Below are 20,323 nucleotides of genomic sequence, written 5' to 3' on the forward strand. Positions count from 1 at the left end.
AAACAAAAAAATCGGATTTTTGTAATAAGTTTTGATCAATCGGGAATAATGGTTTTAAATACTGTTGAAGAGGAAAGGAGACTAACATGAGGAAATCTAAAAAAGTTTCTTTCAAAGAACTTGTTATGCAAAATAAGCTTGAATTAATGAATGATAAACAAGCGATTGAACGTATTGAAGACAAATTTGAACAAAAGCACGCAAAAAATTTGTAAGGGTATAGATATTTCTCTTTTAGTTGCACAGCCTATTACCTAAAGGAGGAGATACAAATGAGTAACCCAAAGAAATTCCCAAAATCTTTTAAGCCAAATCACCTCGCTTCTGTCAATCCAGAAGCTGAAGGGAACAAAGGAAAGCAAATGCAAACTAAAGGCAACGATGAACCTGACTACGCCCCTCCAAAAGGGAAATAGGCTGATGACGACCAGAAAGGAAAACTCTTTCTGGTTTATTTCAATTTTAACAACTTCTTTTCATTTCTTGTAAAGTTGTCCAAAAGTGTGGAGAGATGACGAAAGATTAGGAGACAAACGTTTTCGGGGGGAACATTATGACAATTACAGCAAGGATTGAACCCATTTCAGTGATGGGGTCTGAAGAAGAACCAAACAAAGAGCTTCTTGTAAAAGAGCTTGAAATCAAAATGCAGCAAATGGGCTATCTTGTGCCATATCGAGAAGAATTAAATTGGAATCGCACAATTGCAAGCCTTGAGTTAGGAGAAGCACAAACTCTTCAAAAATTAAAAAAAGCCGCTGCTAAAAACGATCGTGTACTTCTTATTTACGCACGTCTTTTCAAAGGGACGATTTTTCAGCATCTTATTCTTCACCCAAATCAATCTGGAATTTATCTTCCTTTTCGATTTGATGAGCCTTTTGTCATTCAAATAGAAGGTAGAAAGATCTGGATTGGTTCTTCTGTAAGGCTTCTTGAGGAATTATCATGGCTCCAAATTAGTTTTGATCAAGGAGATCATCAGGAAAGTGTGAAAGAGTACTGGCAAAATTTGATAGAGATCTCTAGAAAAAGCGTCAACTATATGAGTCCGATTATTTTTGAAGAAGCCATTTAGAAGATTTTAGTAAAGGAAGAAAGGGTATGGGCATATAAGAGGGGTGATAGTAGTGGATAAAAAAGATAGGTTAGGCAGTGATATATACCGCATGCTTGAGGAATCTGGACCACCTTATGGGTGTGGGACTGCATCCATTATAGGTGGTTTCGCTGCCAGGCTTGCTGTTATGAGTCTTACGATTTCTGATATTGACCACGAATTACATGACGTACCAGGTACTTTCTTTCTGATGTGTGATGAAGACGACCGTGAATTTCAATCGTTTTTAGATGAGGGAGGCAATCATTCACCAAACGATGTTCCGATACGATTATTAGAGTGTACGTATCGGCTTCTCGTCGAGCTGTCTTCCTATGAGGACCGAATTCAGAGCAATGTTGTCGTAGACTATCGAATGGGGATCAGAATGTTGAAACAGGTATTTACTGCGGCTGAGAACATTTTGCTTTCCAACGGATGTAGTGCAGAAGTGCGCAAGGATATGTTGTACTATGAAGGCAAGCTAGAAGGGGCGCTTCCCAAAAGCCTTCAATCTTAATTAAAATGAATACCTATTAAGATGATTAGTCATAATAAGCTCGTACCTACTTATTTCGGGAGGGCTTATAATGGTATCTAAACGAGATGATCGCAGCGATAATGCAGAGAAGTTATCTAAAATAATTCAGGATACGAAAGAGAATATTCATGATTCTGAAGCTTCGTTAGAATTTACGGATAGCGATTTGCAGAAAAAAGCTATTCAAGATAAAAACCAGCACCGAAAAGAGAGTATTCAGGCGCTGGAAAATGAAGTGAAAGACGAAACAAAGTAATACCCATTTAAAGAACTGAGTGACAATAAGTCACTCAGTTCTTCTCATTCATGCTTCATGGGTGGATTATGGTAAAATAACATAGACACCACGTTGAAGTTAGGAGAGGAAAGATTATGTACATAGCAACTACGTCTATTGATGTTCGATATGCAGAAACAGATCAAATGGGAGTCGTATATCATGCCAACTATCTCATCTGGTTTGAACTCGGACGAACGTCGCTAATCAATGATTTAGGATTCCGTTATGCTGATATGGAAAAAGAGGGGATTCTTTCTCCCGTTGTAGATATTAAAGCAAGCTACAAACGACCTGTCAGGTATGGGGATGAAGTAAATGTAAGAACCTGGGTCGAGCATTATGATGGGCTTCGTGTGAATTACGGCTATGAAGTCATAAACGGAGAGGGCGAGATTTGTGTTACGGGCGAATCGATGCATACGTGTGTAAAGCGAGATACGTTCCGTCCTGTCTCAATACGTAGAAAATTTCCGGAATGGCATCAGGCGTATGAACAAGCGAAGAAACAATCTGTTTCTACTGGAGCAGAATAATGGCCTTTGGTCTGTCGAAGCGAGAGCTAGCAGAATGGAAGGCAGCCGTTTCGAACGGAGAGGTCGCTTTATTGACTCATTTTTGGTATGATCCTCGCTTTCCACAGTATCACTCTGTGACGAAAGCAGGGTGTCGTAATAAAGAAAAGCTTGCCCGATGGGGAGAACAGTATGGTTTAAAAAGAGAGTGGATGCATGACCGTGAAGAATTTCCGCACTTTGACCTGTTAGGGGATGACCAGATCCGTATTCTTGAAGCAGAGGGTCTTGCAGCGCACATTCACCGATTTAGATTAACAAAAAAGTGAAATAAAAAACGCGAAAGCTTCTCGCTTTCGCGTTTTTCTCAATCAATTTCCGTGTACAAATTCTATTTCCTCTTTTTTTCGGCTGAATTTTACAGCGAAATCCTGATCCTCAAAGAACCAGATATCTTTTTGTTCTACAAAAAAGGTTATGCCTTCTTCTTCAACTGTAAGAGCAGGTTCCGTTGGTTCTTCCACAGTCATACCAAGGGAAAAGCCATCTTGAACAGTGCTGCAGCCACCTACACGTACAAAAAAGCGGAGGTTGTCACCTTTTTCAAGATCCATTTCTCGTTTAAACCAGTTCAATGCGGGTTTTGTAATTGTCATTTTCAAGTGTATTTCCTCCTTTGCCGTACGAGTCTTCTCGTACTATTATAAAGAAGTAGCGCCAACTTGCAAAAAGAAAAAGGTTATAAAGCGAAATAATGGCAATAAATCCACTTAAATATGTAAACCATCTCTTAATTCACGTTACATCAGCATAGAATAAGGGTATAAAAGGAAGTGTAATGAGGAGGTTTTTGGAATGAAAAAACAGAGAATATGGCTGTTTTTATTCCTCATTCTTGCTGCGGGTATTTTACTCAGTGTTAAACCAATTATGGAACACCGTAGTCAGCGTTTGAATGAAATAAAGCAAGCCGCATCCATGATGGTTATGAATGAAGCGCCGAATGAAACGGTCATCTCATCGATCGCGAATAAAAATGATCGAGAGAAAACGGATATAGTACCTGAAGTCTCTAAAGAAAAGTCAGATTCATCAGAACCTGAAGAAGTAACGCAGCCTGAAGATCCCGATATAAGAATGGTGGGATTAGGAGACTCACTGACGAAGGGTAGTGGTGACTCGACAGGGCAAGGGTACATTGGTCGACTTGCTGCGAATATAAAGAATGAAACAGATACGTCTGTACTTGTAGAGAACTACGCTGTTCATGGAAGGCAGACGCCAAAATTATATAAGATGTTAAACGAAGACGATGTGCAGGATTCCCTTTCAGAAGCAGATGTGATCGTCATGAGTATTGGTGGAAACGATCTAATGAAAGTTGTGAAAGAACATTTTCTAGATTTACAAATGGACGTTTTTCAACAAGAACAAACAAACTATGTAGAACGTCTAAGTGCCATTATGAAACGAATTAGAAGTATTAATTCCGACGCGCCGATTTTATTTATTGGTCTTTATAATCCTCTATTAGAGAATTTTCAATCGGTAACGGAAATTGATCAAATTGTGCAAAGGTGGAATGGAGCAAGTGAAGATACGGTCCTTAAAGATGGTAACACATCCTTTGTACCCGTGTATGAATTGTTTAATTCTGTAGATGAGAACTTGTTTTTTGATGATGGCTTTCATCCAAATGATCAAGGATACGAACTAATGGCGAGGCAGATTCAATATCGGTTGAAGCAGGATGAGTTATTAGAAGAAATCCCATTTGAATAGTTCATATACGAGTGAACGTCCGTTTGATAGAATAATAGGTACAATCGTTAGAGTAAAGGAAAATGACAATGAATCGATTTATGAAGCTAATCCTCATCTCGTTAACGCTCCTAGTATTTGTGGGAGCGAGCGCCTTAACCTATGTCTATTTTAAGGATGATCCAGAGCTAACGGACTCACTCCCTGTGAGTGATGAAATAAAGGAAACCTTTCAAGATGAAGAACCCATTCCTCAGAAAGTGCCAGATAATGTGCGGATTGTTGGTCTTGGTGATTCCTTAACAAAAGGCGTCGGTGACCAAGAAAAAAAGGGATATATCGGTTATGTAAGTGATTATTATTTTGAAGATGAACAGAATGCAAAGGTTACACTAGATAACTATGCGATAACTGGTAGTGAAACGGAAGATCTCATAAAAAGATTAGAAGAGAATGAAGTTCAAAGCGGTGTCAAAAAAGCGGATTATATCTTCTTAACGATCGGTGGAAATGATTTGTTTGGTGTTGTTAAAAATCATTTCATGAATCTTGATCAACAATATTTCTCTCTTCAAGAAAAGATTTATTTAGAAAATTTGACGACGATATTAGATAAGCTTAGAAGTTTAAATGGTGATGCACCAATTTATTTTACAGGTTTATTCAATCCGTTCTCAAAAGCTTTTGGGGATATTCCAGAAATGAATGAAATCGTAGACGATTGGAATGATGGTAGCCAATTAACTGTTTCAAATTATTCTGAAGTTACGTTTGTTCCAGTTGCCGATCTCTTCCTTGAGAGTGATGAGAACCTTCTATATGAAGATGCCTTTCATCCAAATGAAGATGGGTATCATTTAATGGGGGATCGGATTGTCTCTTATTTAGAAGAAAACAACGTAGCATTTAATCAATAAAGGTAGGGAACCATTTATGGATACGGTAGAAAAGTTTGAACAGCAATACGTAGCCCTCGCCCAACAGTATGAAGTGTCGGAAGTGATGACACCAAAATCAAAGCTCATCTTCATACTAGAGTCTCCTCACGTTTCTGAAGTGGAAAATGGTGTACCGGTCGCAGGACCTTCAGGAGCTACAATGTCAAAAAAGCTATTTGGTCCGGAGTATTCACATCCACTCGGCCTCTTGCTGAAGAAACATCAGGAAGAAAGTATAGAAAGACCATCGCTTGACATTGTGGGATTGCTTAACGTATGCAATATTCCGATGCAATCGAAACCATATGCTGAGAGTGATCGAAATGCTAACAGTGATTTACTTGAACACTTAAGTAAAATCCGAACATCTAATCAAAAGACCCCTTTTAAAGATAATGAATTACTAGCTGTGCAGCAGCTTATATTAGAGAAGTTTAGAAATCGACTGAAGGCGATTTCTGATCGGGAACTAACGATCATTCCTTGTGGACGATTTGCTCAAAAGTTCTTTCAGCTAGCTAATGTGTCAAGTGAAAAATGGACGGTCATAATGGATGTTCCTCATCCTTCGTATAATTCTTGGAGTCGCGAACGTTACCAGGATGCGATTAACAATGTATTAGATGAATTCAATCGTCATAAAATATAAGAATGTTTATTTGATTCCCCAAAAAGCCCCGTTCTCTTGAGAACGGGGCTTTTGCCATTTAGTAGAGAAGCACATATAGCAAATGCATAAATATTGGATGCGTTGTAATATAAATGTAATGAAGGGAGGGGTGACAAAATGAAGAAATGGGCAGCTTTACTTCTTCTATCTCTCGTTGTAGTGAGTGGGTACGCGATCGCACCAAATGACTCATCACAAATGGTACAGGCCTCTGCTTATGTGGTGCAAGATGAAGATTTACCTTATTGTCATTAATTAAAGAAAAGGGGTCTGAAGTGTGTTGGTATCTTTCCAAGTTATCATTTGTCGAATGAATAGCCCTTAACCTCTTTGAAAGGAGGACGTACAATGGAAGAACTCACATTGTTTATCACGGCTGGCCTGTTCTTCGTGTCTCTCTTCAATTTTATTGTTATCTTAATCGAGAAAACAAAGCACAAATAGTTAGGCTTCGTGGACAATACCTATTTTTTTAACATAATTTTCAACGTGAGTCTTAAAGTTATTATTTTGGTCTAGTTCAAAGATCGTAGATGCTGTCTTCAGATATTCAATTGCCAGCTCTTGATTCCCAAGCAAATAGTGGAGCTTACCGCACTGGTAACTAAGTTCGCCAAAAAGATAGAGGCGCTGCTTCTCCCTGCAAAGCAGAAATCCTTCCCTAGCAATCGAGAGAGCTTTCTCATAGTTTCTGCAGGTGGATAGCGCTTTTGAGTAATTATAATAAAGGCGAATTTCGATCGTTTCATCCTTAATAATGGGGAAAAAGCGAACGTGATAAAGAGCTTTATGAAATAACGGCAGAGCACATTCCCACTCTTTTTCCTCACTATGCAAAATGGCCATACTAATTAAAATTTCGATTTCACGTTCCGAGAAATTTTTAGACGTTGTCGTAGTAAGATGAAGGGCTTCATGGAGAAGTAGAAGGGCTGTAGAGGCATTATGTTCAAGATAATACGTACAAATAGCTTTATGCCAGAGATAAAACTGCTGGTTTTTGATTGTTCGGAAAAGGGGGTTCGATTCTTCTGCTTCAAGAATATCAGATACTTCATTATACTCACGTCGCTTAATGTGCCTTCTGACTTGGCGGATCACTTCATTGACGTAATCAAGTCGAGGGGTTTCCTTCATATGAAAAAAGTAATTAATATCAACACCGAGTCTGGAAGCAAGTTGGTACAGTAATTCTGCAGATGGTGAGACATCATTATTTTCAATTTGACTAATTAATGCCTGTGTACAAATGCCTTCCGATAAATCGGCCTGTGAGAGTCCAAGGTACAATCGAAGTTCACGCATCGCATATCCGAGTGTATCCTGACGCACCTGCAATCCCCCTTTTTTATCCAATTGTATCATGGATGTTTGTTTCCTATACATATTTTTCTAAATGACGTGAAAGATTACTATAATTTTATTATGTGAACCTATAAGATGCAGGAGTTTTCTTATTTTTAGAGAAACCTCTGTACAGAAAAATTATTAGAAAATAAACAATATCTTAAGGAGATCCTTGATCGAACGCCAATGAACAGAGTAGGTGAACTAAAAGATCTCGTAGGGGCAGCTGTGTTCTTATCCTCTGAAGCAGCAAACTACATAACAGGACAAACGTTGTTCGTAGACGGTGGAATGACGGTTTATGGATTCTAATTAGTAGTATTGTTCGTGAATAGTGGTTATATTTTGAATTTTTCTCGCACATAGCTAATAAAAAACCGTTACAATATGTAACGGTTTTTCCGATTAATCGACTAAGTCAGCTGAGAAACTAGGAGCTGTCAGTCCAGCATCTTCGTAGACAGTAGCCATTTTTTCTTCGAAAGAAGCGAATTGAGCGTCTGATTCTTCATACGTTGCTTCCGGGTCATCCGAAAGATTCGCAGCTCTTGTTTCATATGATTTTGCAAGCTCTTCTAAAGCAGCTTCGATATCACTTTTGTATGTTTCAAGTTCAGCAGGAATTTCCATGGCACGCACATCTTCAGCAACGGTCTTTGCAGCAGATTCTGCATCAGACTTCATCGTTGCAAGCTCTTCATCAGAAGGCTTTTCTTCAGCGACTTTAGCAGCTTCAAATTCATAAATTGGTGAATCGCTTTTGTTGACAGTTTGAATTAAGTTCAATTGAAAATCGAGCAGATCACTTTTTACATCTGATTCATTTGCACTGCTTGTTTCTTCTGAGTTTGCGGAATTAGTAGTAGCGTTAGAATCGTTCTCATTTGAAGCACCATTGTTACTACAAGCAGCTACAAATACAAACAGCAGCATCACGAGAGGTAAAAATCTTTTCATTCAAAACCCTCCTAATTTTTAGAAAAATCATCTTACGAGTACAAATTTTAGTTTATTAGGAAGGTTTTGTAAACTACTAAACTACTATTTGGCATAAAATGTAATAAGTAAAACTATTCAGATAAATGCGTTCATAGTCAGTACTTAAAATATGTTAAGGTAGAGAAGGAGAAAATAGAAGGTAGGAGTGAGCGTATTGATTTTATTTAATCAGGATTTGATTACAAGAGAGCAGGCAACCATTGATATTGAAGATCGTGGTTATCAATTTGGAGATGGTGTTTATGAAGTAATCCGTATTTATAACGGAAGCTTTTTTGAGTTGGATGCTCACCTGGAACGTTTAGAACGAAGCGCGAGCGAGATCAAGATTTCTTTACCGTTTACTCAAAAAGAAATCCAGGAGAAAATCGAGCAGCTTGTGGCTGCTAATCGCGTACATAGCGGGCACGTCTACATGCAAGTAACACGAGGCGTAGCTCCACGAAATCATCCCTTCCCAGCAAAATCAGAACCTGTGCTTGTCGCTTATACGAAAGAATATGAGAAAGAACCATCACGCGCACCAGGTCAAGCGATCTTTATGGAAGATATTAGATGGTTAAGATGTGATATTAAAAGCTTGAATTTACTTGGGAATGTATTGGCTAAACAATCTGCAACGGAGCAGAACGTTGACGAAGCGATTTTTCATCGTGGCGACTTGGTAACTGAAGGAAGTTCTACGAATGTGTTTATAGTGAAAAATAACATCCTTTATACTCATCCAGCAAACAACTTTATTTTAGATGGGATTACGAGACGAGTTATCCTTTCGGTTGCTTCTGAACTAGGTATTCAAATAAAGGAAGAAGCGTTTACAAAGCAGGAGCTGCTTGAAAGTGATGAAGTTTTCATTTCTAGTACAACCCAAGAAGCAAGACCAATTGTTGAGGTGGATGGCCGGCAGATTGGGAACGGAAAAGAAGGTGAGATAACCTCATCCCTTCATGCTAAGTTTGCTAGTCGTTTGTCATAACAAGAAGGTGTTGTTAAAATATTTTTAGTGTGCGCAGTTGAAATTTGCGCATATTAATGGTACTGTTATCTTTGGCTATATGTGAAAGAAGAGTTGCTTGTTCCGAGCGTTTTCCAACATTAGGGAAATGCTTTTTTTGAACACTATCAGGAGATTTTTCTCCCGTCTATAGCATTTAATGCATTTTAAAAGTAAAAAGGAGTTTTTAAAAGTTGAAAAAATTTCAAGATCTAGGTTTAAGTAATACGCTGCTAGAAGCAGTTAATCAAATGGGATTCGAAGAAACAACACCAATTCAAGCAGGTACGATTCCTCTAGCGCTTGAAGGCAAAGACGTTATCGGTCAGGCTCAAACTGGTACTGGTAAAACGGCTGCTTTTGGTATCCCAATGATTGAAAAGATCGACACTTCTCTATCTCATGTACAGGGAATCATTCTTGCGCCAACACGTGAGCTTGCTGTACAGGTTGCAGAAGAATTGAACCGTATTGGTCAAGCAAAAGGCGTGCGTGCCCTTCCTATATATGGTGGACAAAGCATCGTTCACCAAATCAAAGCACTTAAAAAGAGACCTCAACTAGTTGTTGCGACTCCAGGGCGTCTTATCGACCATATGGAACGTAAAACAATCCGTCTTCAAGAAGTATCTTTTGTTGTCCTTGATGAAGCAGATGAAATGCTTAACATGGGCTTCATTGAAGATATCGAGAAAATTCTTAAAGGTGTTCCAGACAAGCGTCAAACGCTTCTGTTCTCTGCTACAATGCCGAAACGTATCGCGATTCTTGCAGAGAAATTCATGAGCAACCCTGAAACAGTTAGAACGAAATCAAAAGAAATGACTGTTCCATCAATTGAACAGCATTACTATGAAGTTCGTGATTCTAAGAAATTCGATATTCTTTGTCGCCTTCTTGATACTCAGTCTCCTGAGCTTGCAATTGTATTTGCAAGAACTAAGAAACGCGTTGATGAAGTATCTGAAGGTCTTAAGAAACGTGGATATATGGCTGAAGGAATTCACGGTGACCTTCCACAGGGTAAACGTGATCAGGTTATTAAACAGTTTAAAGACAGCACAATCGATATCATGGTAGCGACAGACGTTGCTGCACGTGGTCTAGACATCAGTGGTGTTACACACGTTTATAACTTTGACATTCCTCAAGATCCTGAAAGCTACGTTCACAGAATCGGTCGTACTGGCCGTGCAGGTAAGTCAGGTCTTGCTTCGACGTTTATTACTCCACGTGAGTACGATCACCTTAAAGTGATTGAGAAAATTACGAAGAAGTCTATGCAAAAACGTACGATCCCAAGCTTTGCTGAAGCAATGGAAGGCCAGCAGCAAATGGCGATTCAACAGCTTCAAAGCACAATTGAAGAGCAGGATCACTCAGTATACCGTTCATCAGCTGAACAACTTCTCGATGATCACGATTCAGTAACGCTTCTTTCTGCAGCTCTTAAGTTGCTAACAAAAGAGCCGGATACAACTCCGGTTAAAATTACTGAAATTGCACCACTTCGTGCTAAAAAGGCTCATGGCCGTGGCGGCAGTGGCGGTGGAAACCGCAACCGTAACCGCAGTAATGATCGCGGAGGCCGTAAAGGTGGAAGCGGTGGCGGATATCGCGGAGACCGCAACAGCGGTGGCGCTAACAAGCGTCGTAAGTTCAACGACAAAGGAAATAAATAAGATATATGTAGAAGTCGGGAGAAATCCCGGCTTTTTTTATGCGGATTTTTGCTACTGCCCCACGGAAGCTAGGCTTTTGATATTAGCCATATATTCTTTTATTGATGGTTTTACCGTGTTCATCATGGAGTTTATTTTTTATAATGCTGGGAAAAATCTACTGAAAGCGTTATTCTAAGAGGGACACTATTTATGGAAAGGCAGCGGGATATTATGAAGCATGATCACCAGTCACACACAAAACTAAAAGAGGACGTGCTGTTTGAACGTCTTGCACTAATTGAAGAAGAATTAGAGGCTTCGGAAGCATCGAAAATCAAACAACTGATCGACAAGTTGTTGAGTGGTGAACAGCACTTCCTTTTCTCGGGCCATTTTTCTGCAGGGAAATCTTCATTAATAAACGCGTTATTTCAATCAAACCTCTTACCGTCAAGTCCCATACCGGCGAGTGCTAATACGGTTCGTATCCGTTCAGGTGAACCAGGCGCTTCCGTTCATTTCTTGAATGGAAAGAAAATGGTTTTTAAAGCGCCGTATGATATTGATCAAGTAAAAGGTTATTGTTTGAACGGAGAAGAGGTCGAACGCGTTGAATTGTCCGCTCCGTCTTCTTTAGAAGAGGACGTTATTTTCATTGATACTCCTGGTATTGATTCGACAGATGAAGCGCATAGGCTTTCAACGGAATCTTCGATGTATTTAGCTGATGTTGTTTTCTATGTGATGGATTACAATCATGTTCAATCTGAAGTGAATTACCAATTCATCCGAGAACTTTATCGTCAAAATAAAAAAATCATCTTAATTGTGAACCAAATTGATAAGCATCATGAATCTGAAATTTCATTCACATCATTTCAGAAATCAGTGGTCGAGTCTTTTGAAACGTGGGGGATGTCTCTTGAATCCTTTTTCTTTATCTCATTACGCGATTACGATCATCCCCATAACCAGTTTCATCAGTTGAAAACATACATTGACGGGCTTTCAAGGAAAACAGATGAAGACAAAGTGAAGCGAATTTTTAATGCAGCAAGAGAGCTTTTGGATGATCTTAATCACGTAGATGCTCATAACGACGAAGTAGAAGAAGCTTATGAGAAGATGAAAAACAAGCTTGCATTTTCAAAGGAACGCGTTGATTTAATTGATCAGGAATTTCAGACTGAAGCGGCGGCTATCCAAAAAAGTGCAATTTTAATGCCGTATGAAGTGAGAGAAGCAGGACGAGCGTATCTTGAATCTCTTCAACCAGACTTTAAAGTTGGATTTGTTTTTCGTGATAAGAAAACTCAGCAAGAACGAGCGGCGAGGTACGAAACTTTCGTTGCGGGTTTAAAAGAACAGGTTAAGTCACAACTAGAGTGGCATTATCAGCAGCTATTACAACAGCTAGTTTCGACAGCTGGATTAAAAGACGTATCATCTTCTCTCATTGATCAACCATATGAAGTTGATTTCTCAGTGATACAAGAAGAAGCTAACAAAGGAAATGGTGCAACAGGAGAAGCAGTTCTTCATTATACTGAGAATATCGCTTATCGCTTGAAGACACAGATCAAGCAGCAAGCAGAACAAAGGAAGGACAAGCTTGTTGATCAAGTCAATTTCGATCACGATAGACAGGCTGAGGAGCTTAAGCAGTCATTCAAATCTCAAATTGGAGAAGAGGATGCGGAGACTTTCTTATCAGAGCTGGAAGCTGCTAGTGAGAATACTGAAGAGCTTTGGTCTATTTTGGATGGGAGCCGTGATGAAGAGGCTCGTCGTGCGGGAGACGCATTTAAGAAAAGGTACACGCAAACGGAGGATGTTACTATCGTAGAGTCGACCAAAAGCGATAGTGGACAACAGCGTAAGCAACAGGAGCCTAAAGAGGTGGTTTCACCTGAAGGTCAAACTTCTCTTCCTGATCCCGAAGCGACTAGTATGGCCCTTCAAAGAATGGCAGATGAATTAGAGGATCTTCCTGGTTTTGACTATACGAGACAAAACTTGATCAAGCGTGCAAATAAATTATCAGAAAAGTCATTTACGGTCGCATTGTTTGGTGCCTTTAGCGCTGGGAAATCCTCTTTTGCCAATGCGCTCATTGGAGAAAAAATACTGCCTTCTTCTCCAAATCCAACAACGGCTACGCTTAATCGTATTTGCCCGGTAACAGAAGACCATGCGCATAAAACGGCGATGATTTATTATAAATCGGAAGGAGAACTTTTGGAGGATTTGAATCATTCCCTTTCTTATTTTGGTGAGCAAGCTTTTTCACTAAGGGATTGTCTGCAAATCATTTCACAGGGGAAATTGTTTAAGCGAGAGTCTTCTGCAACAAAACCTCATGCTCTTTTCCTAAGAGCTGTACTTGAAGGTGAAGCTGAGCTAGCATACCTCGGTAAGGAACGTGAAGTCACACTGGATGACTATGAAGATATGGTCGTAAATGAGTCAAAAGCGGCCTTTGTTGCTTCTATCTCGCTATACTATGATTGTACTTTAACACGAGAGGGAATAACGCTTGTAGACACTCCAGGAGCAGATTCCATTAACGCACGACATACGGGTGTAGCGTTTCAATATATGAAAGCAGCCGATGCTATTCTTTACGTCACCTATTACAATCATGCATTTTCAAAAGCAGATCGAGAGTTCCTCATTCAGCTTGGACGAGTGAAAGACGTGTTTGAGATGGATAAAATGTTCTTTCTTCTTAATGCATCTGATCTTGCTGCAGACGAAGGAGAGCTCGAAATCGTACTTGATCATGTCACAAATCAGTTACAGCAGTACGGTATTCGTTATCCTGCACTTTATCCTGTCTCAAGTCTTGCAGGAATGCTTGCTTCTGAAGAGAATGTAAGTGAAAAAGAGGCTAAGTTTCTTGCTGCGTTACCAGAAAAATTAAGACAAAAAGGCGGTCTTAAGCGGTTTGAATCACGCTTCTATCATTTTATTCGCAAGGATCTTTCAAAAATGGCAGTGGAGTCCAGCTTAACTGAATTAACAAGTGTGATGAGCGAAATCGAGCGCTGGATCGAGAACTTTGAATTAAACGCGAGTGAAAAAGAACAGCAGATCACAGAGCTTCGTAATCAGAGTGATGAAGCAAATCGGAAGGTTAATCAATATTCAAACACTTCATCTGAAAAGCTGATCAAACAGGAATTAACAGAACTTGTTCATTATATTCCTCAGCGTCTTTTTTATCGATTTAATGATTTCTTTAAGGAAGCCTTTAACCCATCGACTATTCAAGGGCGTGAAGGACTGCAACGTGCTTCAGAAACGCTGGTTGAGGATATTGAACAAGATTTATTACAGGAGCTCAGGGCAGCTTCTCTTCGAATCGATCGATTTATGAAGCGAGAAATTCAAAAGAGTGAGAAAGAAATACAAAAGCTTATTCGAGAAATGCTATCTGATTTTCATTACAGCAGTCTACCTGATCGGTACATGGAAACCCCGGAGTTTGATGAGTCTCTTACCGCATGGATAGCAGTTGACCATGTATTAAAGCAAGCTCGTAGCTCCTTTAAATCTTCGAAGCAATTTTTCGAACAGAGTGGAAGAGAGTCGCTTCATGATGAGTTGAAAAGTGAGTTTCAACTACCTGTTAATAATTATTTGAAAACAGAACATAAAGTGATTGAAGAGACGGCTACGAAGTTCTTTGATCAATTAACTGTAGAAGTAAAAGGCGAAATGATGAAAGAAGTTACGTCATATGTGAAGGCCAGAACAACGATGCTAACAAGCGATATTTCAAAAGATTTCCTTGAAACAAAGCGAAATAATGCTTTCGAAATTCAAACAAAGCTACTTTCGGAGGGAGAATAGGAAATGAAGAATCTTGTTTCAATTGAATGGCTATCAGATCATTTGTATGATGAGCAATTAGTGATTGTGGACTGTCAATTTGAACTTGGCAATCCAGAAAACGGTTATGCTTCCTATTTAAAAGGCCACATTCCAGGAGCGCAGTATGCTGATCTCGAAAAAGATTTATCTGGTGAAGTTGGAGAGCATGGTGGAAGACATCCTTTACCTGATCAAGAACAGCTCCAGACGCTCGTTGAAAGGCTAGGGATTGAGCAGGATTCGAAAGTGATCCTATACGACCATGAGTATGGTGCTATGGCAGCAAGATTATGGTTTCTACTCGGATTTGCTGGACATAAAGCGCGTGCTGTTCTTGATGGGGGTCTCCAAGCTTGGAGAGGGGAGGGGCATAAACTTGAGACGAAAGTTCGTCAAGTAACTCCTTCATCGTATCCTATTAGTCTTGATAAATCGATGATTGTTTCTATGAATGATGTGAAGCAGGCGCAGATAGAAGGGCGCACAATTATTGATTCGAGAGCAAGCGAGCGCTATTCTGGAGAGGTAGAACCTATTGATCCTAAAGCAGGTCATATACCAGGCGCTATCAATTACTTCTGGAAGAATAACCTTAATGAAAATAAAACATGGAAAGACCCTGAAGAGAGAGTAGGGGAGAAAGAGCATGGTCATGAACCAATTGTTTACTGTGGTTCTGGTGTGACTGCTTGTGTTAACCTGCTTGCTTTACAAGAGGCAGGGGTTCATGCAAAGCTTTATCCTGGAAGTTATAGTGACTGGATATCTTATGAAGAAAATCAAATTGAAACAAAATAAACGAAGAGGCTGGGACATAACTAGCTTGAAATAATGAAAAAAGGTTCCGTTCAGCGTTTTTGATGAACGGAACCTTTTTTGTTTGGTTATTCCTAAGATTATTGGATCACTCTGCACTCATGGCGGTGTACTTTCTCAAGTTCACCGCCATGAGCGCAAAGCCCATTTCATTTTTGACCTTCTCTTTGCCCCTTACGGACATCCGAGTGAAACCCAAAATAGCCTTCAGAAATCCAAAAACTGGCTCTACATCGATTTTCCGTTGACCGTAGATTTCACCTGTTTTTTCGTCCGAAAGCAGCTCTTTAACCTTATTCTTTTGTTGTTCCCACTTGGTATTGTAATAGATTCTCCGATTCGTGCCATCTTTGGTCTTTGTACATTGTTTACGTAAGGGACAACCGGTACAATCTTCGCATTCATAAACTTTAAATTCTCGTTTGAAGCCACTCCGGTCAGTGCGATGAGAGACGTAACGGAACGGCAACAGTTTCCCATTTGGGCATGTGAATAAATCTTCTTCTTCATTGTAGTCCCAGTTGGATACGCGAAACGTATCCTTCGTAAAGCTCTTCTTTTTCTCTTTGCGATAGGTATTGTACGTGATGAGAGGGATTCGCTTGCGATTCTCCAGGACATCGATGTAGTTTTCTTCGCTTCCATAACCGGCATCCGCGACGATGTAAGGTGGGAGTTTAAAGAAATCATTCTCCACACGATCTAGAAAGGGACGAAATGTGCGTGTATCCGTTGGATTCGGGAAGATATCATAAGCGAGCGTATATTGTCCCTCCGTCGCAATCTGGAGATTGTAACCGGCTTTGAGTTGCCCATTTTTCATATAGTCATCTTTCATGCGCATGAACGTGGCATCATGATCGGTTTTGGAATAACTGTTCCGTTCTTTGAAGATAGCCATATCGTTTTCGTATTTTGTTTTGCGCAATACGAAATCCTTCATTTGTTTAAGGAACTGCTTCGGTCCTTTTCGCTCTGAACGAAGCTTTTTTCGTTCGGTTACATCGGCACTGGTTTCAATCTTCTTATTGTATTCTCCGACTTTTTCTTCTAGCTTTTCTTCTATTTTAGAAAGTTCTTTAATGGAAAGTTGTTCTGGACTTTCCCGTTCGATTTCGGGGATCACTTCTTTTTCAATCAACTCATCGTACATCGCATTCGACTTTTCAATCAGACTCTCGCTGTACCTTTCAACAGCCTTGCGCCACACAAATGTAAACTTATTGGCATTCGCTTCAATCTTCGTACCATCAATAAAGATCGCTTCATCATCAATGAGGTCTTTTTGAACGAGCTGACAACGAAACTGTACGAAGCCCTGACGAAGAAGTTCTTTGACTTCTGGGTGGACACGGAACCGATTGATTGTGCGATAGCTGGGTTCATACCCTTGCGCTAACCACATCATCCGTACACTATCCTTGAGGAGACCTTCAATCTTTCTTCCTGAAAAAGCCGATTGGGTGTACGCACATAAAATAACTTTCATCATCATACGTGGGTGATAAGCAGGGCATCCCGTATCACGTAGGAACGCAGAAAAAGCTTCATCCGGAATCTGTTCGACCAACTCATGGACGGCATAGGCGATATCATTTTCTTGTAATTTCATTTCTAAATCTAAGGGCAAAATCACTTGATTCATGTTATAATCTTTAAACATAAGGGCACCTCCGATGGTTATTGTGTGGTAACTATAATTTTATCAGAGGTTGTCCTTATTTTATTGTTAAATTAAGATGAAAATATAGAAAGAGTGGCCCTGCGAACAAATTCTTTGTCCGCAGGGCCACTCTTATTTTAATTTACTGGGTTTTGTCCCAGCCTCTTATTCATTCTATCTAAGGGTGTGGATGAACTTTTCTAAGCGATCCATACCTTCTTTTAGTACATCAAGTTTATAAGCGAATGAAATTCTTACATAGCCTTCGCCAAGTGATGAAAAGGCGCTTCCTGGTACAACTGCTAAATTACCTTCTTTTGCGAGTTTCATTGCAAAGTCAAATGAAGATAAGCCGAACTCCTGAATGGAAGGCAAGATATAGAAAGCACCGTCAGGCTTGATTGGAGATAACCCCATACCAACTAATCGATCATAAACATAATTCATTCGTTCCTTGTAAGCAACTCGCATCTCAATCGAGTCTTGCAATCCATTCTGTAACGCTTCTAGAGCGGCGTACTGAGATACTGATGAAGCACAGGAGACATTATACTGATGAACTTTCAAGATATGCTGGCATAGTTCTACTGGGGCGAAGAGAAAGCCAATGCGCCATCCTGTCATAGCGTGAGATTTAGATAGTCCATTGATTACGATCGTTTTATCACGCATGCCATCAAATTGAGCGATCGAAGAATGATCACCTGAAAAGTTAAGCTCTGAATAAATTTCATCAGATAAAACAAAAATGTTTTTAGCTTTAAGTAAATCAGCAAGATCGGCTAATTCATCATAAGACATCGCAACACCAGTAGGGTTAGATGGGGAAGGTAGAATAATGCATTTTGTTCGCTCTGTTAGGGCATCTTCAATTAGGTCGCGCGTCATTTTAAATCCGTTTTTAGTCGTATCGACGTGTACTGGAGTTGCTCCACATAATGTAATGATTGGCCCATAACCTGGATACACAGGACCTGGCAAAATCACTTCGTCACCTTCAGTGAGAAGTGTTCGAAGTGTAACGTCAATTGCCTGGCTTGCTCCTGAAGTGGTAATGATCTCAGATTCCGCTTGGTAGTTAAGATTGTATTTTGATTGTAGAAAATTAGCTGCTGCCTTTCGGAGTTCTAGGATGCCGGCATTATGAGTATACGTTGTTTTGTTTTCACTAATAGCGGCTTGAGCTGCTTCCTTAATATGAGCTGGTGTCTCAAAATCAGGTTGGCCAATTGTCAATGAAATCATGTTCTCATAATCAGCTACCATATTAAAAAAAGTTCGAATCCCAGAAATCTCAATTTCCTTCACGCGAGGGTTTAATAAATGCTCCATAGGTCTGTCTTCCTTTCCGTCTCTTCTTCTCATAAACATCATTGTAGCATAATTTCTATATTATCGTCGAAATGAAGATGTTCTGTTTATAAAGACATGAAACCTCTGAAAATTCAAGTGTTGATAACTTTGGTAACTATTGATATTATGGGCTTTCTGACACTTATCAACAGATGATTTCGTATACCCACCCCTGGTATATTTTAAATACATGGGGGTATAGGTGCCGTAGATGGGTTACCCACAAAATTCTGTGGATAACCAATATTCAGATAATTTTCTTCTAAATTGGTCTTCGCTATCGTCTCAATAAAAAACAGATTCCCTATCATTGATAGGGAATCTGTTTTTTAAATAGCTGGAAGAATGCAATCGGTCCGATAAGCAAGTAGAGCAAATTGAAGCTGCATGCGCTGATCATATGCGTATATATCAATACCGGTGAGCTTTTCTAATTGTTTGATTCGATAGTTTAGTGTATGCCTATGAATAAATAATTTATCAGCTGTACGGTTAATGACAAGGTTGTTTTCTAGAAAAGATTCAAGTGTCTTCATTAGCTGAGCCTGGTGCTTTCGATCATAGTCAACTATTGGTGATAGAAGAGGTGAATAATAGGGTGAAAGATCTTCGCCATTTTCTTTTAATCGAATGAATAACTGATAAGCACCCAGGTCAGCGAAGGATAGACGATGTTCGTTTCGATATTTAGCAAATTGATGTGCAACCGTAGCTTCTTTAAGGGCTAGTTCAAGGTGTCGTATGCCTATTTTGGTCATGCTGAATCCAATGATAGAAGAGCTCGTTCCTTCCTTGAAGGGAATGGTGTCACCTAAGAGAAGCACAACAATATGATCCATCTTCCTCTTTATTATACCTTTCGTTCTTGTTTCGATTAATTGCTGCTGACAGTCTTCCTCAAGTTTTGTAAGGTTAGATGATGAAAGAACTGCGATTGTATTAGAACCGGTTAGATCATAGCCCATTTCTTTGCTCTTTTTTAATATCAATTTCTCGTCTTCGTAGGATTGGGAGAATAAAACATCAAGAAAATCAGCTTCGATCTGAGATCTAGTATCTTCAATGATACGTAGTTTTAGAAATTCAATCGCAAAAATATTAGCCGCATGTTTTAAAGCAAGGTGATCGAGTGCAGTGAGTGGTGTTGGTTTCTTGATATGAATTGTTCCAATTGCTTTTCCTTCGGTTTTGATCGGATAGAATTCATCGGTAGAATCATTTTGATTCGTGAGATAAGTCTCTGCTAAAAGAGCATTATCCGCATGATAAATTGAAACAGTGCAGTTTAGTAGTTTCGATAGTGCATCAGTGATAGCTGAAAAGCCAGCATTTTTAATAACAAGTGACGTTAAGTCATCCTGAATATGCTGAGCCTGTGTAAGAATGGACAGTTGTTTATTAACGAGCTGTTCCAAAATGCTTCTTGTAACCATTGAGAAATTCATCGTTCTCGGAATTTCAAGAAGCGGTAATCCGGTTCGGTTGGCTGCTTCGATGATCGCAATCGGAACCACGTCTAGATAAAATCCAGTATGAATGGCAAGAGCAGAGAGCTGTCTGTTCGAAAGGGCTTCAATGAGTTTCGTATAAGAATCGGATTTCTCGTGCCACCCGTATGCCGTCGTTATTAAAAACTCTCCTTCATGAAGCCGTGTCATATCTTCCATTACTTCCACGATTGTTAACCATTTAATATCTCGGTCAATTCCTTTTTTTCCAGCAATTAATTTAATTCCACTCATCTCAGGTAGCTGTAAGGCTTCTCGAACTGATAGTCCCATAGGCGTCCCTCCGTCTCTTCTTATCCAAA

The 20,323-nt window shown here is 39.6% G+C and carries 22 protein-coding genes and 1 pseudogene; 17 read left to right on the forward strand and 6 right to left on the reverse strand.

Annotated elements, in window-relative coordinates; genetic code table 11:
- The first annotated feature begins 86 nt into the window (after window positions 1-86).
- The 7 genes from AC0VYV_RS10510 to AC0VYV_RS10540 all read left to right on the forward strand — a co-directional run bounded on the left by AC0VYV_RS10510 (window position 87) and on the right by AC0VYV_RS10540 (window position 2,761).
- Window positions 87-215, forward strand: a complete 129-nt coding sequence (locus tag AC0VYV_RS10510) for an FbpB family small basic protein (protein ID WP_194221516.1) — start codon at window positions 87-89, stop codon at window positions 213-215.
- Window positions 216-272: 57 nt separating this feature from the next.
- The gene (gene sspN / locus AC0VYV_RS10515) at window positions 273-416 is read left to right on the forward strand and encodes a small acid-soluble spore protein N (protein ID WP_475374807.1); all 144 of its coding nucleotides are present in this window, start codon (window positions 273-275) and stop codon (window positions 414-416) included.
- 137 nt (window positions 417-553) lie between these two features.
- Complete coding sequence (locus tag AC0VYV_RS10520) at window positions 554-1,078, forward strand: hypothetical protein (RefSeq protein WP_430242489.1); 525 nt, start codon at window positions 554-556, stop codon at window positions 1,076-1,078.
- A gap of 52 nt (window positions 1,079-1,130) precedes the next feature.
- A complete protein-coding gene (locus AC0VYV_RS10525; RefSeq protein WP_430242487.1) occupies window positions 1,131-1,619 on the forward strand; it encodes a polysaccharide deacetylase family protein in 489 nt (162 codons plus the stop codon).
- A 70-nt stretch (window positions 1,620-1,689) separates the two neighbouring features.
- Window positions 1,690-1,896, forward strand: coding sequence for a small acid-soluble spore protein Tlp (locus AC0VYV_RS10530; RefSeq protein ID WP_430242485.1), 207 nt, complete (start codon window positions 1,690-1,692; stop codon window positions 1,894-1,896).
- A gap of 116 nt (window positions 1,897-2,012) precedes the next feature.
- The gene (locus AC0VYV_RS10535) at window positions 2,013-2,453 is read left to right on the forward strand and encodes an acyl-CoA thioesterase (RefSeq protein ID WP_283152181.1); all 441 of its coding nucleotides are present in this window, start codon (window positions 2,013-2,015) and stop codon (window positions 2,451-2,453) included.
- Window positions 2,453-2,761: a hypothetical protein gene (locus tag AC0VYV_RS10540; protein ID WP_430242484.1), complete on the forward strand. Its 309-nt coding sequence runs from the start codon at window positions 2,453-2,455 to the stop codon at window positions 2,759-2,761. The genes AC0VYV_RS10535 and AC0VYV_RS10540 overlap by 1 nt, the downstream gene beginning before the upstream one ends.
- 42 nt (window positions 2,762-2,803) lie before the next feature.
- Here the strand turns inward: AC0VYV_RS10540 and AC0VYV_RS10545 are convergent, their stop codons facing one another.
- Entirely contained in the window at window positions 2,804-3,094 is a 291-nt protein-coding gene (locus AC0VYV_RS10545; RefSeq protein WP_303531430.1) for a HesB/YadR/YfhF family protein, read from the reverse strand.
- Between the two features lie 193 nt (window positions 3,095-3,287).
- On the opposite strand from AC0VYV_RS10545, the gene AC0VYV_RS10550 reads away from it, so the two are divergent.
- The 5 genes from AC0VYV_RS10550 to AC0VYV_RS10570 all read left to right on the forward strand — a co-directional run bounded on the left by AC0VYV_RS10550 (window position 3,288) and on the right by AC0VYV_RS10570 (window position 6,245).
- Window positions 3,288-4,214: an SGNH/GDSL hydrolase family protein gene (locus tag AC0VYV_RS10550; protein ID WP_475373740.1), complete on the forward strand. Its 927-nt coding sequence runs from the start codon at window positions 3,288-3,290 to the stop codon at window positions 4,212-4,214.
- 68 nt (window positions 4,215-4,282) lie between these two features.
- Window positions 4,283-5,110 carry an SGNH/GDSL hydrolase family protein gene (locus AC0VYV_RS10555; RefSeq protein ID WP_430242480.1) on the forward strand — a complete coding sequence of 276 codons (828 nt, stop codon included), beginning with the start codon at window positions 4,283-4,285 and terminating at the stop codon, window positions 5,108-5,110.
- A gap of 16 nt (window positions 5,111-5,126) precedes the next feature.
- Complete coding sequence (locus AC0VYV_RS10560; RefSeq protein WP_475374808.1) at window positions 5,127-5,780, forward strand: uracil-DNA glycosylase family protein; 654 nt, start codon at window positions 5,127-5,129, stop codon at window positions 5,778-5,780.
- A gap of 138 nt (window positions 5,781-5,918) precedes the next feature.
- A complete protein-coding gene (locus AC0VYV_RS10565; RefSeq protein ID WP_194221526.1) occupies window positions 5,919-6,056 on the forward strand; it encodes a hypothetical protein in 138 nt (45 codons plus the stop codon).
- Window positions 6,057-6,149: 93 nt separating this feature from the next.
- A complete protein-coding gene (locus tag AC0VYV_RS10570; protein ID WP_425589651.1) occupies window positions 6,150-6,245 on the forward strand; it encodes a putative holin-like toxin in 96 nt (31 codons plus the stop codon).
- Here the strand turns inward: AC0VYV_RS10570 and AC0VYV_RS10575 are convergent, their stop codons facing one another.
- Complete coding sequence (locus tag AC0VYV_RS10575) at window positions 6,246-7,133, reverse strand: helix-turn-helix domain-containing protein (protein WP_430242476.1); 888 nt, start codon at window positions 7,131-7,133, stop codon at window positions 6,246-6,248.
- A gap of 132 nt (window positions 7,134-7,265) precedes the next feature.
- Between AC0VYV_RS10575 and AC0VYV_RS10580 the strand changes: the two are divergent.
- A pseudogene (locus AC0VYV_RS10580) lies at window positions 7,266-7,460 on the forward strand (SDR family oxidoreductase); the annotation flags it as partial.
- 93 nt (window positions 7,461-7,553) lie between these two features.
- Here AC0VYV_RS10580 and AC0VYV_RS10585 read toward each other — a convergent pair.
- Window positions 7,554-8,105: a hypothetical protein gene (locus tag AC0VYV_RS10585; RefSeq protein ID WP_475373741.1), complete on the reverse strand. Its 552-nt coding sequence runs from the start codon at window positions 8,103-8,105 to the stop codon at window positions 7,554-7,556.
- A 196-nt stretch (window positions 8,106-8,301) separates the two neighbouring features.
- On the opposite strand from AC0VYV_RS10585, the gene dat reads away from it, so the two are divergent.
- The 4 genes from dat (at window position 8,302) to AC0VYV_RS10605 (ending at window position 15,479) form a co-directional block, all read left to right on the forward strand.
- Window positions 8,302-9,123: a D-amino-acid transaminase gene (gene dat, locus AC0VYV_RS10590; RefSeq protein WP_408962610.1), complete on the forward strand. Its 822-nt coding sequence runs from the start codon at window positions 8,302-8,304 to the stop codon at window positions 9,121-9,123.
- Window positions 9,124-9,335: 212 nt separating this feature from the next.
- Window positions 9,336-10,823, forward strand: coding sequence for a degradosome RNA helicase CshA (cshA, locus tag AC0VYV_RS10595; protein ID WP_242057383.1), 1,488 nt, complete (start codon window positions 9,336-9,338; stop codon window positions 10,821-10,823).
- Window positions 10,824-11,015: 192 nt separating this feature from the next.
- The gene (locus tag AC0VYV_RS10600; protein ID WP_475374809.1) at window positions 11,016-14,660 is read left to right on the forward strand and encodes a dynamin family protein; all 3,645 of its coding nucleotides are present in this window, start codon (window positions 11,016-11,018) and stop codon (window positions 14,658-14,660) included.
- A gap of 3 nt (window positions 14,661-14,663) precedes the next feature.
- On the forward strand, window positions 14,664-15,479 hold the full coding sequence (locus AC0VYV_RS10605; RefSeq protein WP_475374810.1) for a sulfurtransferase: 816 nt from the start codon (window positions 14,664-14,666) through the stop codon (window positions 15,477-15,479).
- 106 nt (window positions 15,480-15,585) lie between these two features.
- On the opposite strand, the gene AC0VYV_RS10610 is transcribed toward AC0VYV_RS10605, so the two are convergent.
- From AC0VYV_RS10610 to AC0VYV_RS10620, 3 genes are all read right to left on the reverse strand, one after another.
- Window positions 15,586-17,160, reverse strand: a complete 1,575-nt coding sequence (locus AC0VYV_RS10610; protein ID WP_475366497.1) for an IS1182 family transposase — start codon at window positions 17,158-17,160, stop codon at window positions 15,586-15,588.
- 174 nt (window positions 17,161-17,334) lie between these two features.
- Window positions 17,335-18,492 carry an aminotransferase A gene (locus AC0VYV_RS10615; RefSeq protein WP_475374811.1) on the reverse strand — a complete coding sequence of 386 codons (1,158 nt, stop codon included), beginning with the start codon at window positions 18,490-18,492 and terminating at the stop codon, window positions 17,335-17,337.
- Window positions 18,493-18,842: 350 nt separating this feature from the next.
- Window positions 18,843-20,294 (reverse strand): PucR family transcriptional regulator, encoded by a 1,452-nt coding sequence (locus AC0VYV_RS10620; protein ID WP_475374812.1) that lies wholly within the window; start codon window positions 20,292-20,294, stop codon window positions 18,843-18,845.
- Between the last annotated feature and the right edge of the window lie 29 nt (window positions 20,295-20,323).

This window comes from Anaerobacillus sp. QJM3NY_17, assembly GCF_056173665.1.

Bases quoted from the DNA above. Each gene is read 5' to 3' on its own strand.
- AC0VYV_RS10540 (WP_430242484.1), top strand. From the start codon at position 2,453: ATGGCCTTTGGTCTGTCGAAGCGAGAGCTAGCAGAATGGAAGGCAGCC.
- AC0VYV_RS10620 (WP_475374812.1), bottom strand. From the start codon at position 20,294: ATGGGACTATCAGTTCGAGAAGCCTTACAGCTACCTGAGATGAGTGGA.
- AC0VYV_RS10600 (WP_475374809.1), top strand. From the start codon at position 11,016: ATGGAAAGGCAGCGGGATATTATGAAGCATGATCACCAGTCACACACA.
- AC0VYV_RS10585 (WP_475373741.1), bottom strand. From the start codon at position 8,105: ATGAAAAGATTTTTACCTCTCGTGATGCTGCTGTTTGTATTTGTAGCT.
- AC0VYV_RS10510 (WP_194221516.1), top strand. From the start codon at position 87: ATGAGGAAATCTAAAAAAGTTTCTTTCAAAGAACTTGTTATGCAAAAT.
- AC0VYV_RS10610 (WP_475366497.1), bottom strand. From the start codon at position 17,160: ATGTTTAAAGATTATAACATGAATCAAGTGATTTTGCCCTTAGATTTA.
- AC0VYV_RS10570 (WP_425589651.1), top strand. From the start codon at position 6,150: ATGGAAGAACTCACATTGTTTATCACGGCTGGCCTGTTCTTCGTGTCT.
- AC0VYV_RS10520 (WP_430242489.1), top strand. From the start codon at position 554: ATGACAATTACAGCAAGGATTGAACCCATTTCAGTGATGGGGTCTGAA.
- AC0VYV_RS10565 (WP_194221526.1), top strand. From the start codon at position 5,919: ATGAAGAAATGGGCAGCTTTACTTCTTCTATCTCTCGTTGTAGTGAGT.
- AC0VYV_RS10535 (WP_283152181.1), top strand. From the start codon at position 2,013: ATGTACATAGCAACTACGTCTATTGATGTTCGATATGCAGAAACAGAT.
- AC0VYV_RS10550 (WP_475373740.1), top strand. From the start codon at position 3,288: ATGAAAAAACAGAGAATATGGCTGTTTTTATTCCTCATTCTTGCTGCG.
- AC0VYV_RS10615 (WP_475374811.1), bottom strand. From the start codon at position 18,492: ATGGAGCATTTATTAAACCCTCGCGTGAAGGAAATTGAGATTTCTGGG.
- AC0VYV_RS10605 (WP_475374810.1), top strand. From the start codon at position 14,664: ATGAAGAATCTTGTTTCAATTGAATGGCTATCAGATCATTTGTATGAT.
- sspN (WP_475374807.1), top strand. From the start codon at position 273: ATGAGTAACCCAAAGAAATTCCCAAAATCTTTTAAGCCAAATCACCTC.
- AC0VYV_RS10530 (WP_430242485.1), top strand. From the start codon at position 1,690: ATGGTATCTAAACGAGATGATCGCAGCGATAATGCAGAGAAGTTATCT.
- AC0VYV_RS10555 (WP_430242480.1), top strand. From the start codon at position 4,283: ATGAATCGATTTATGAAGCTAATCCTCATCTCGTTAACGCTCCTAGTA.
- AC0VYV_RS10560 (WP_475374808.1), top strand. From the start codon at position 5,127: ATGGATACGGTAGAAAAGTTTGAACAGCAATACGTAGCCCTCGCCCAA.